The organism is Weissella viridescens, from assembly GCF_003862435.1.
GTDB classification, from domain to species: Bacteria; Bacillota; Bacilli; order Lactobacillales; family Lactobacillaceae; genus Weissella; species Weissella viridescens_A.
Window position 1 is genome coordinate 166,358 of the sequence record NZ_RHGY01000001.1, and the last position, 13,025, is coordinate 179,382.

9 protein-coding genes are annotated in these 13,025 nt (G+C 43.8%); 8 read left to right on the forward strand and 1 reads right to left on the reverse strand.

Features of this window, described 5'->3' with window-relative positions; genetic code table 11:
- Positions 1 to 95: 95 nt before the first annotated feature.
- From D3P96_RS00850 to D3P96_RS08295, 8 genes are all read left to right on the forward strand, one after another.
- A complete protein-coding gene (locus D3P96_RS00850; RefSeq protein ID WP_124942540.1) occupies positions 96 to 3,701 on the forward strand; it encodes a DNA-directed RNA polymerase subunit beta in 3,606 nt (1,201 codons plus the stop codon).
- Positions 3,702 to 3,827: 126 nt separating this feature from the next.
- Positions 3,828 to 7,499 (forward strand): DNA-directed RNA polymerase subunit beta', encoded by a 3,672-nt coding sequence (gene rpoC, locus D3P96_RS00855; RefSeq protein WP_185696040.1) that lies wholly within the window; start codon positions 3,828 to 3,830, stop codon positions 7,497 to 7,499.
- 120 nt (positions 7,500 to 7,619) lie between these two features.
- On the forward strand, positions 7,620 to 8,810 hold the full coding sequence (locus D3P96_RS00860) for an iron-containing alcohol dehydrogenase (protein ID WP_124942541.1): 1,191 nt from the start codon (positions 7,620 to 7,622) through the stop codon (positions 8,808 to 8,810).
- 101 nt (positions 8,811 to 8,911) lie between these two features.
- Positions 8,912 to 9,766: a methyltransferase domain-containing protein gene (locus D3P96_RS00865; RefSeq protein WP_124942542.1), complete on the forward strand. Its 855-nt coding sequence runs from the start codon at positions 8,912 to 8,914 to the stop codon at positions 9,764 to 9,766.
- 108 nt (positions 9,767 to 9,874) lie between these two features.
- Positions 9,875 to 10,276, forward strand: a complete 402-nt coding sequence (locus tag D3P96_RS00870; protein WP_124942543.1) for a helix-turn-helix domain-containing protein — start codon at positions 9,875 to 9,877, stop codon at positions 10,274 to 10,276.
- An 11-nt stretch (positions 10,277 to 10,287) separates the two neighbouring features.
- Positions 10,288 to 11,118 carry an SAM-dependent methyltransferase gene (locus tag D3P96_RS00875; RefSeq protein ID WP_124942544.1) on the forward strand — a complete coding sequence of 277 codons (831 nt, stop codon included), beginning with the start codon at positions 10,288 to 10,290 and terminating at the stop codon, positions 11,116 to 11,118.
- 311 nt (positions 11,119 to 11,429) lie between these two features.
- A complete protein-coding gene (locus D3P96_RS00880; protein ID WP_124942545.1) occupies positions 11,430 to 12,146 on the forward strand; it encodes a hypothetical protein in 717 nt (238 codons plus the stop codon).
- A 140-nt stretch (positions 12,147 to 12,286) separates the two neighbouring features.
- Positions 12,287 to 12,451 carry a hypothetical protein gene (locus D3P96_RS08295; RefSeq protein WP_185696041.1) on the forward strand — a complete coding sequence of 55 codons (165 nt, stop codon included), beginning with the start codon at positions 12,287 to 12,289 and terminating at the stop codon, positions 12,449 to 12,451.
- A gap of 54 nt (positions 12,452 to 12,505) precedes the next feature.
- On the opposite strand, the gene D3P96_RS00885 is transcribed toward D3P96_RS08295, so the two are convergent.
- Positions 12,506 to 13,018, reverse strand: coding sequence for a MarR family winged helix-turn-helix transcriptional regulator (locus tag D3P96_RS00885; RefSeq protein ID WP_124942546.1), 513 nt, complete (start codon positions 13,016 to 13,018; stop codon positions 12,506 to 12,508).
- Positions 13,019 to 13,025 lie beyond the last annotated feature (7 nt).

Below are 13,025 nucleotides of genomic sequence, written 5' to 3' on the forward strand. Positions count from 1 at the left end.
TTTTGCGCTTAAAATGCGATTTTTCGGGGTCGTTTCGGTGCATTGTAACACAATTGTAAGAAACGATCGCACACAATTAGCCAAATCAAAGTGAGGTGGAGAACTTGGTAGGAACGCTTGTAAAATACGGTAAGCACCGTGTTCGTCGTAGTTATGCGCGAATTAAGGATGTCCTTGATTTGCCAAACTTGATTGAAATTCAAACGGATTCATATAACTGGTTCTTGGATGAAGGATTGCGCGAAATGTTCACAGATATTTTGCCAATTGAAGATTTCCAAGGAAAGTTGTCATTGGAATTTGTGGACTATAAGCTCATGGAGCCTAAGTACACAGTTGAAGAAGCACGTAACCACGATGCAAATTATTCAGCACCATTGCACGTAACGCTACGTTTAACGAATAAAGAGACTGGTGAAATCAAATCCCAAGACGTTTTCTTTGGTGATTTCCCATTAATGACACCTCAAGGAACCTTCATTATTAATGGTGCCGAACGTGTTATTGTTTCTCAATTAGTACGTTCTTCAGGTGTTTATTATAATGAAGAAGCTGATAAGAACGGTCGTCCAATCTTTGGTACAACTTATATTCCAAGCCGTGGTGCATGGCTTGAATATGAAACAGATGCCAAGGGTCTTGACTATGTTCGTATCGATCGTACGCGTAAGTTGCCTATGACTGAATTGGTCCGTGCCCTTGGATTCGGTTCTGACTCAGAAATCTTGCAACTTTTGGGGGATCAATATGATTCAATTAATTTGACCCTTGATAAGGATGTTCATAAGGACATCAATGATTCACGTGTTGAAGAAGCTTTGAAGGACGTTTACGAACGTTTGCGTCCAGGTGAACCTAAGACAGCGGATTCATCTCGTTCATTGCTAACAGCCCGTTTCTTTGACCCACGTCGTTATGACTTGGCGCCAGTGGGACGTTACAAGATGAACAAAAAGCTTTCATTGAAGTCACGTTTGATCGGTTTGACGCTTGGTGAAACATTAGCTGATCCAGATACTGGTGAAATTTTGTTCGAAAAGGGTACTGTTATCGATAAGAAGGTTATGGGCGTTTTGGCACCATACCTTGATCGTGAAGACTTCAAGATTGAAGAACATATTCCTTCTGATGATGCCGTTGTGACAAAGCCTATGCTTGTACAACGTATCTTGGTTCAAGATCCTAACGATCCTGAAAATGTCCTACCTATGATTGGTAACGGACACTTTGACGAATCAGTTCGTGATCTACAACCTGCTGATATTATTGCCGGAATGAACTACTTCTTGAACCTACAAATGGGTATCGGTCAAACTGACGATATCGATCACTTGGGTAACCGTCGTGTTCGTCGTGTTGGAGAATTGCTCCAAAACACATTCCGTATCGGTTTGAGCCGTATGGAACGTGTGGTTCGCGAACGTATGTCAATTCAAGATCCTGACACTGTGACACCACAACAATTGATCAACATTCGTCCAGTTGTTGCGGCAACCAAGGAATTCTTTGGTTCATCACAATTGTCACAATTCATGGATCAAACGAACCCATTGGGTGAATTGACTAACAAGCGTCGTTTGTCAGCCCTTGGACCTGGTGGTTTGACACGTGACCGTGCCGGATATGAAGTTCGAGACGTTCACTATACACACTATGGTCGTATGGACCCAATTGAAACGCCTGAAGGACCTAACATCGGGTTGATCAATTCATTGGCCACATATGCCCGTGTTAACCGTTATGGTTTCATCGAAACACCATACCGTCGTGTTTCATGGGATAACCATAAGGTGACTGATAAGATTGATTACTTGATGGCCGATGAAGAAGATAACTTCGTCGTGGCACAAGGTAACTCAGTCTTGAATGATGATGGTTCATTTGCAACTGACACTGTTTTGGCCCGTCATGGTGACGAAAACATGGAAGTTTCAATTGAAGATGTCGACTATATGGACGTTTCACCTAAGCAAATGGTTGCCGTTGCCACGGCCGCAATTCCTTTCTTGGAAAACGATGACTCAAATCGTGCCTTGATGGGAGCCAACATGCAACGTCAAGCGGTTCCTTTGATCAATCCACATGCACCATTAATTGGTACTGGGATTGAATACAAGGCTGCCCACGACGCTGGTGTTGCCGTTGTTGCTGCTTACTCTGGAACTGTTGAATACGTTGATGGACGCGAAATCCGTATCCGTCGCGAAGATGGTTCACTAGATAAGTACAAGTTGATGAAGTTCCGTCGTTCAAACGCTGGAAAGAACTATAACCAACGCCCAATCGTTAAAATTGGCGACAAGGTTGATGCTGATGAAGTAATTGCTGACGGTCCATCAATGGAACAAGGTGAATTGGCATTGGGACAAAACCCATTAGTTGCCTTTATGACTTGGCAAGGATATAACTTCGAAGATGCCATCATCATCAACGAACGTTTGATTCGTGATGATGTTTATACGTCAATTCACATTGAAGAATATGAATCAGAGGCCCGTGATACAAAGCTTGGCCCTGAAGAGTTTACACGTGAAATTCCAAATACTGGTGAAGAACAACTTCGCGATTTGGATGAACGTGGTATTATCCGTATCGGAGCTGAAGTTGAAGATGGTGACATCTTGGTTGGTAAGGTAACACCTAAGGGTGTGACTGAACTTTCAGCTGAAGAACGATTGCTTCACGCTATCTTTGGTGAAAAGGCCCGTGAAGTCCGTGATACATCATTGCGTGTTCCTCACGGTGGAGGCGGAGTCGTTCAAGACGTTCGTATCTTCACACGTGAAAACGGTGATGAACTGTCACCTGGTGTTAACATGATGGTTCGCGTCTACATTGCCCAACGTCGTAAGATTCAGGTTGGTGACAAGATGGCCGGACGTCACGGTAATAAGGGTACAGTTTCAATGGTTGTTCCTTCAGAAGATATGCCATACCTACCAGATGGTACCCAAGTTGACATTATGTTGTCACCAATGGGTGTGCCTTCTCGTATGAATATCGGACAAGTGCTTGAATTGCACTTGGGAATGGCTGCTCGCGAACTTGGTATCCACGTCGCTTCTCCTGTCTTTGACGGGGCGCGTGACACAGATATCTGGGATGCCGTTGAAGAAGCTGGTTTGCCAGGAGATGGTAAGACAGTCTTGTACGATGGTCGTACTGGTGAAGCCTTTGACAAGCGTATTGCTGTCGGAGTTATGCACTATATGAAGTTGGCCCACATGGTCGACGATAAAATTCACGCCCGTTCAATCGGACCTTACTCACTTGTTACGCAACAACCACTTGGTGGTAAGGCGCAATTCGGGGGACAGCGTTTCGGTGAAATGGAAGTTTGGGCGCTTGAAGCTTATGGTGCTGCACACACCCTTCAAGAAATCTTGACTTACAAGTCCGATGACGTTGTTGGACGTGTAAAGACTTATGAAGCCATCGTTAAGGGTGAACAAATTCCAAAGCCAGGTGTACCTGAATCATTCCGAGTTTTGGTTAAGGAATTGCAAGCCCTTGGTCTTGATATGAAGGTCCTTGATGCAAATGAATCTGAGATTGATTTGCGTGATTTGGATGAAGAAGAAGGTGACGACGCGGTTGTTGATTTAAAGAAGAAGCGCGTTGAAACTGATGATGCAGAAGATGCTGCTGAAACTTCTCCTGATGCGCAAGGTGTTGCAAACACTAACGATCAAGAAGATTAATGTCTAATCGACTAAATTAATGTCTTCTGGTTTAGCGAGAGCTAAGCCTGTAGGCATGAGCGTTGCCATTATGTCAGCATTCATGCTTGCAGGTTTAGTCCGCTAAACTGGATTGTCTATGAACCTATGAAAGGGGTCAAACCATTGATCGATGTCAATAAGTTTGAAAGCATGCAAATTGGGTTGGCAAGTCCCAACAAAATTCGTAGCTGGTCTTATGGTGAAGTAAAAAAGCCCGAGACAATCAATTATCGTACGTTAAAGCCCGAAAAAGATGGGCTTTTCGATGAACGTATCTTTGGACCTACTAAAGATTACGAGTGTGCCTGTGGTAAGTATAAGCGTATCCGTTATAAGGGTGTCGTTTGTGATCGTTGTGGTGTCGAAGTCACAACTTCTAAGGTCCGTCGTGAACGTATGGGTCACATTGAATTAGCCGCTCCCGTATCACACATCTGGTACTTCAAGGGAATTCCATCACGTATGGGATTGGTTTTGGATATGTCACCACGTTCATTGGAAGAAATCATTTACTTTGCGTCATACGTTGTTACTGAACCTGGTGATACACCTTTGACTGAAAAGCAAATTATTTCAGAACGTGAATACCGTGAATTAAAGCAAGAGTACGGTAACGGCTTTGAAGCCGGTATGGGTGCTGAAGCAATTAAGACACTGTTGTCTCACGTTGACGTAGATGCTGAAGTTAAGCAACTTAAGGCTGATCTACGTGAAGTGACTGGTCAAAAGCGTGTGCGTGCGGTTCGCCGTTTGGACATCTTGGAAGCCTTTGCCACTTCTGGAAACAAGCCAGAATGGATGATTATGGATGTTATTCCAATTATCCCACCTGACTTGCGTCCAATGGTTCAACTTGAAGGTGGCCGTTTTGCCACTTCTGACTTGAACGACTTGTACCGTCGTGTTATCAACCGAAATAATCGTTTGAAGCGTTTGTTAGAGTTGAACGCGCCTGGTATTATCGTACAAAACGAAAAGCGTATGCTGCAAGAAGCGGTTGATGCCTTGGTCGATAACGGTCGTCGTGGACGCCCTGTTACTGGTCCTGGTAACCGTCCATTGAAGTCATTGTCACACATGCTTAAGGGTAAGCAAGGACGTTTCCGTCAAAACTTGCTTGGTAAGCGTGTTGATTATTCTGGACGTTCAGTTATCGACGTTGGTCCTTTCTTGAAGATGAACCAAATGGGACTTCCTGTACCTATGGCCATCGAATTGTTCCGTCCATTCATCATGCATGAATTGGTTGAACGTAACTTAGCTGGTAACATTCGTGCCGCTAAGCGTAAGATTGACCGTCGTGATGACGACGTTATGGACGTTGTGGAAGACGTTATCAAGGAACACCCAGTTCTTTTGAACCGTGCCCCAACGTTGCACCGTCTTGGTATTCAAGCCTTTGAACCAGTTTTGGTTTCAGGTAAGGCGATGCGTTTGCACCCATTGGTCTGTGAAGCTTATAACGCCGACTTTGATGGGGACCAAATGGCCATTCACGTGCCTTTGTCAGATGAAGCCCAAGCTGAAGCACGTTTGCTAATGCTTGCCGCTGGTCACATCTTGGCACCTAAGGACGGAAAGCCAATCGTTACACCATCACAAGACATGGTTATCGGAAACTACTACCTAACGACTGAAGAAGCTGGTCGTGAAGGTGAAGGTATGGTCTTCAGTAGTGTTGATGAAGCTCGCACAGCTTACCAAAACGGTTATGTACACCTACATTCTCGTGTTGGAATCCAAACGTCTTCATTCCCTGCTGAAAAGCCATTTACTGATGATCAACGTCAAAAGATTATGGTAACTTCAGTTGGTAAGTTGTTCTTTAACGAAATCCTACCATCTGACTTCCCATACTTGAACGAATCAAACCCTGCCAACTTTGAAAAGATCGACGAACGTTTCTTCTTAGATGCCGGAGCCGATATCAAGGATTACTTTGCTAACACAAAGATTTTGGCACCATTCAACAAGGGTTACTTGTCAGACATCATTGCACAAATCTACAAGATTTATAAGGTTACTGAAACTTCATTGCTTTTGGACCGTATGAAGGATTTGGGTTATGACATCTCAACTAAGTCAGGTTTGACTGTTGGTATGGCTGACGTTACTGAATTGAAGGAAAAGCCTGCGATTGTTGAAGCTGCTCACAAGCAAGTTGCAACAGTTACTAAGCAATTCCGTCGTGGTTTGATTACTGATGACGAACGTTATGAACGTGTTATTGCAATTTGGAATAAGGCTAAGGATGATATTACTGAGCAATTGATTGCCCACTTCGAACCTGATAACAACATCTTCATGATGTCTGACTCAGGAGCCCGTGGTAATATCTCTAACTTCTCTCAACTTGCTGGAATGCGTGGATTGATGGCTGCTCCTAATGGACGTATCATGGAATTGCCTATCATCTCAAACTTCCGTGAAGGTCTATCTGTGTTGGAGATGTTCTTCTCTACCCACGGAGCTCGTAAGGGAATGACCGACACGGCCTTGAAGACGGCCGATTCTGGTTATATGACACGTCGTTTGGTTGACGTTGCGCAAGACGTTATTATCCGTGAAGATGATTGTGGAAGCGATCGTGGATTGGATGTTTCAGCTATCATGAACGGTAACGAAGTGGTTGAACCACTTTATGATCGTATCTTGGGTCGTTTCGCACAAAAGTCTGTTATTGATCCAGAGACTGGTGAAACAATCGTTGCGCACAACGAAATGATTGATGAAGCGAAGGCACAACAAATTCTAAATGCTGGTATCACAACTGTTAATATCCGTTCAGCCTTTACTTGTAATACTGAACACGGAGTCTGTGTTAAGGACTACGGTCGTAACATGGCTACCGGTGATATTGTCGAAGTTGGTGAAGCCGCTGGAACTGTTGCCGCTCAATCAATCGGTGAACCTGGTACACAATTGACAATGCGTACATTCCACACCGGTGGTGTTGCCGGAAACGATATTACGCAAGGACTTCCTCGTGTGCAAGAAATCTTTGAAGCACGTAACCCTAAGGGTCGTGCCGTGATTTCTGAAGTGACTGGAGAAATCAAGTCAATCGAAGAAAATCCTGCCGATCGTACAAAGGAAATTACCGTTGAAGGTGATACTGATACGCGTACGTACACATTGCCAATGGCAGCCCGCATGCGTGTTGCCGAAGGTGATCACATTCACCGTGGTCAAACATTGAACGAAGGATCTGCGGATCCTAAGGAAATGATTGAAGTGCGTGATACACTTGCTACAGAAAACTACCTTGTGGACGAAGTTCAAAAGGTTTACCGTATGCAAGGTGTTGAAATCGGCGATAAGCACGTCGAAGTAATGGCTCGTCAAATGCTCCGTAAGGTGCGTGTCATGGATCCAGGTGATACAGAACTATTGCCTGGAACATTGATGGACATTGCTGAATTCCGTGAAGCTAACACAAAGCCTTTGTTCGAAGGTAAGTTGCCAGCAACTGGTCGTCCAGTATTGCTTGGTATTACTAAGGCTTCATTGGAAACAAACTCATTCTTGTCTGCCGCATCATTCCAAGAAACTACTCGTGTCTTGACCGATGCTGCGATCCGCGGTAAGAATGATCCATTGATTGGGTTGAAGGAAAACGTTATTATCGGAAAGTTGATTCCAGCTGGTACTGGTATGAAGGAATATCAAGCTGTACAACCTGAAGTAATTGGCGAACCTGTTGTATCTAATGATGATGGTTCAAATATTCCATCAACCTCAGACATTGCAAACGCAATGGGTGAGACTGTGGAATAATGCTGAAAAGTCACTGACAATTTGTCAGTGACTTTTTTGTTTGCTCTTTTAATTTGTAAGAAAGTGTGACATAATTGTACTTACAAATTGTTAATGAATATCAATGCTTGGAGGCACAATATGCAAGATTTTACTTATGTGAATAAAACAGAAATCCATTTTGGCCATGATCGAATTCAGTCAGAATTACGACCAACGTTGGAACGCTTTGGTAAGCGCGTTCTTTTGACTTATGGTGGTGGCTCAATTAAGAAAAACGGTCTTTATGATCAAGTGAAAGACTTGCTTGGTGGATTTGATATCTTCGAATTAAGTGGCATTGCGCCAAATCCAAAGATTGATTCAGTTCGCGAAGGACAAAAGATCGCCAAGGCTGAAAACGTCGATGTTATTTTGGCTGTTGGTGGTGGTTCAGTGATTGATGCCAGCAAGGTCATTGGGTCAGCTAAATTCTACGAAGGTGATCCTTGGGATCTCGTGCTTAACCCAAGTCTTCGTCAAAATATTGACCAAGTCCCTGTTGTGGACATCCTAACCTTGGCCGCAACTGGAACAGAAATGAATTACGGTTCTGTTATTTCAAACCCTGAAACGAACCAAAAGTTGGGAACGTACGGTCCTAAGTCACCGGCTGTGTCATTTGAAGATCCTGAGTTAACTTACTCAGTGTCAAAGTGGCAAACTGCGGCTGGTGCTATTGACATCATGTCCCACTTGTTTGAGCAATACTTTGATAATGCAGCTAACAAGGATGTTCAAGATGGTTTGAAGGAAGGGATTATGCGTGCCGACATTAAGTGGGCAAGCGCGGCCTTGGCTGAACCTGAAAACTATGATGCCCGTGCTAACTTGATGTGGGCCTCAACGATGGCTTTGAATGGCATCGTTGGACTTGGTAATGAAAATGGTTGGACAGTGCATCCAATTGAGCACGAAGTTTCAGCTTACTATGACATTACCCACGGGGTTGGTCTTGGTATTTTGACACCACGTTGGATGCAATATGTCTTAAGTGCCGATACTGCACCAAAGTTCGCCCAATATGGTCGTAATGTATGGCACCTAACTGGCGATGATGATATGGCTGTGGCTAAGGAAGCAATCCAAAAGACATACGATTGGATTAAGAGCTTAGATGTACCAATGACTTTGCCAGAAGTTGGTGTAGATTCAGACGAACACTTCCAAGCTATGGCTGAATCAGCCGTTAAGGTTGGTCAATTAGATAAGCATGCTTATGTTGATTTGCAACCAAGCGACGTCGTAAAGATTTTCGAAGCATCAATGACGACTGATGGCTTTGAAGCCTAAATCCTTTAAAAGCATCCAGTTGACTGGGTGCTTTTTTTTGCGTGCTTCTAAAAATGCGGTATACTTAACACTATTAAATTGAATGATAGGGATTAAAATAAATGAAAAAAATAGATTTGGGAACTGCATTTGTGCGGGAACATGCCCAACTGTTTCAGTGCCCAACTTGTAGCCAACCATATGCACGGGTTGAAGGGCACACCATGATTTGTCCGAATGGGCATACCATTGATGTCAATAAGAAGGGCAGTCTAAACTTCCTCAACCATGCTGTGGATACAGAATATGATGATGCTATGTTGGAAGCACGCCGCCGTGTGCTCTCTGCTGGGCTCTTTGACGGCATTATTCAAGCTGTCGCGGATCAACTCCCCACTGAACCACAAACGCTCTTAGACGTCGGTACAGGAGAGGGAACTCCCTTAGCAAAGTTAATGGACTTACGTGACAATCAAGATGTCGGGATTGGATTCGATATTTCAAAGGCTGGAGTAAATCTAGCGACCCAATTAGATTCACCCGCTTTCTTTATGGTGGCGGATTTAGCTCACTTGCCATTCAATAACCAAAGCTTGGATGCCATCGTCGAATTCTTTTCACCGAGTGCCTATGAAGAGTTCAATCGGGTCTTGAAACCTGGTGGTCGTTTGGTTAAAGTCATCCCTAATTCAGGGTATTTGCATGAATTACGAGAAATGCTTTATCCTGCAGATTCAAATAACCATACGTATAGTAATGAAAAGGTACTAACCCGGTTCATGGAACGCTATCCGCAAGCAAGCCAACAGACTGTTACATATGTTTGGGATATTCCATCTGATCGCTATGTTGATCTGTTACACATGACGCCATTACATTGGGGCGCCCGCCCTGAAGCCCAAGCTCTTGCCGAAAGCAAACCCTTACAGCGTGTGACAGTTGATGTAACGGTCTTAACCGTACCCCAAGTTGATTAAAATGCCTGACTTTTTCCACAGAAAACTGTGGAAAAATAGCGGAGAGTTAGGTAAAATGGTCCTAGTTATGATTACTAAATTTAAGTAAAGGGAAATCGAGGGCACATCATGTTTCCAGATCGTTTGCGTGAATTACGAAAAGGCCGTGGTATCACATTGGAAAATTTAGCTGATGCCATGAACCAACAGCTAGATCCAGGTCAAAAACCAAATACGGCAGCGCAAATCGGTAACTGGGAACGTGGTGATCGATCTCCTTCGTATTTGGAAGTCTGCAAATTGGCTGATTTTTTTGAAGTATCATTAGACTTCTTAGTCGGCCGTACCATGGCCGAAAAAACAGATCTTTCACTGCTGTTTTTATCAGGTAAGGAAATTGACTTTAACGGGAAGCCGCTAACGGATCAACAACGTTTTGATATTTTCCAGTATGTGAATGCCTACTTAAATCCAGCCGTAGATATGAGTGATGGTGATGTTATGATCAACCATCAAGAAAACCTCTTTTAGGAGCCAAAGCGATGTCAGAACAAACATTATCCTTTGGTGCGGGACGTCAGTTAGAGTACATCGATTATCTCGATGCTCTAGCTGATTTTTTATTAATCTTTCAAAAAGTCCCCACCGTTAAACAAAAAATTACTTTAGCGCAACACAGTGTTGAAGCGATTAACAAAGGGCAGTATCCACAAACGCTCCATGATATGGAAATCAGTGCGAACGATATCTTAGCTGTTCAACAAACAATTTTGAACCAATTTCCCGACCAACCTGAACGTGGGAATAAAATCTGGGCGGAACAGCGTGAAGCCTTGGAGCAAGTCGATTATTGTTTACGCAATATTCGTGATGAATTTATTGAAGACTTCAATATGTATGCCTATCTCACACCTGACTTTTTAACGGACTTGAGTCAGCATTTAAATGGTCGGCCGACTTTAGAAGTGATGGCGGGGCAAGGATATTTGAGTGCCGGACTACAAGCCCTGCAACCAGAGCAAACCATCCACGTCACGGATAACCGGGATTGGGTGAATCAGCCAGTAACGGCTGTAGCACCAGTTGTGCCGGTGGTCGCAATGGATGCATGCCAAGCCATTAAGCAGTATGGAACAGACGTAGAAGTAGTGTTAATGAGTTGGGCGCCTGACACGAGCGAAATCGATTGGGAAGTTTTGCAATTGCTACGCGCAAATTATCCCGATGTTGAGTTCTTAGTGATTGGTGAAAAAGATGGTGCAACTGATTCGGCCATCTTCTGGCAGAACGCACATCTGACCGATTTAACGCAAATCAATGCAACCCGACCACAATTCGACTTGATTGATGAGAAAATTTATCGGGTCCGATAATTAGTTAATACACGTTACAAATCAAAGCGTTTGAAATCATTGAAGATGATTTTGAACGCGTTTTTTTTATGTAGGGGGTAAACGAAAAAAGACACCTGAAATAGTAGGTTACCAGTACGCAACCTTAGCCATGCAAAAGCAACGTGACTGTTATGGTGTCGTGGTCCAGAATTAGATAATTTATTTAAGTCAAATTGTACAAAAAACAAGTGCAAGTGCGTCTATATTGTGTCACCAAAAAGGTGGTAATTTAAAAAAAGGAGGGGGAATCACAACTGCAGGGCACAGACACAATCTAGGGGGGAACGACTATGCAATTGATGCGACAAATGACACTCACAACTGCAGCAACCGTTTTGTTAGCGGCAACCGTACCAAGTTTGGTACCACCGACGGATATTGGTGCGGCTGTATTGACCCAGAAGACAACCGCCATCGCACCGTCAGAACCACAACCTGATTTAAATATCGCGGGGAAGCTGGATGTTCAAATGATGACAGCAGATGAATTGGCAAAGTTTGATGCCGGTCTACAAAGTCGCATTAAGCAACTGCACTTGCCAAGTTCAAGTGATGAAACTGCGGCATTGAAGATTATGCGCGGATTGTTTGATTCAAAACAGGCTTACTATGGGGATGTTGAGCAGGCAACAAGTTTATTGATTCAAGCAATTAATGCAAACCACCAAGGCTTAGTATCTGGTGAACAGGTACTTGCTGCGCGCCACGGTCGCGTCTCGACACGTGTACTCGGCATTGCCTTGGATGTTGTCATTGCCGCGAGTGTTGGTGGTGGTGTTGGCGCAGCGGCAGCTTTGGTGCGACGTAAGGGCAAAGCTGCAGCAAAACGGTTTATTCAACAGCGCGTGAGTCGTAAACTTAAAGCAATGGGGCTTGGGCGTGCAGCCGGGTATGCCAACTTAGCAACGGACTTTGCCCTGGCGTATAGCGCACCTGGTTCGGCTTTGGCACGGTTGATTGACTCACGTGATCGACAACGGAACAATGGATGGATTGAATTATGGTAATTTCACGTTATTTAAATTGGATATATTTATTTTTAGGGCTTAGTTTGGTCTTCAGTCTGATGCTCTGGCAAGACACGACACACTTTTATCGTTTTGAATGCGCTTGTTTCACCGGAACCTGCTTGTTTGCATCGAAAGAGATGACACCGCGTGGGTGGCATATTGCTGCTGCTAGCGTTGCGGTTGTGAATCTTGTGTATGCTGTACAGCTGGGTTATCCGGTTGGGCCAGCAGAAGTGCATACTATGATTGCTGGAGTGTGTTTCCTCTTGGTGGGACTCATTTCAATCAAACTTGTAAAGTAGCCAAACAAAAAAGCCGACCTTGTTCGTTAAAACAGGGTCGGCTTTTATTGTCACTTAGGCTTTAGTATCATCAGATGGTTCAGTTTTACGATCCAGATGGTTGAGCATAACTCGCGTTCCAAGGTTTTGGATGCCATCCAAATTTAGGTGTTCACGAATGCCAGCGTTCATTTTATCAAGGAGATGTGCTAACTGTTCACGTTCATCGGCATCAAGGTAGTTAATATATTCAGGAATGTAAAAAATACTTTTTTCAGCTTCACGACGTCCTTTATCAGTCAGCTGAATGAGTTGTACTCGGCCATCTTTTGGCGAAGGGTTTTTAACCACAAGACCTTTCTTAACGAGCTTCGTAATAAATTCAGCTGTTGACTGCGTACTCATGTTGAGTCGTTCAGCTAGTTCTTTTTGCGAAATATTATCTGACTCACTTAAAGCAACGAGAATTTTATTTTGTCCTCGAAAAACAGGTGAATGACGTTCATCTTGTTCATCGGATAGATCTTGCAATGAGGTGAACTCAAATAACTTTGCTGCCAGTTGATGCTTTTCAATCAAATCGTCCATAAATAAA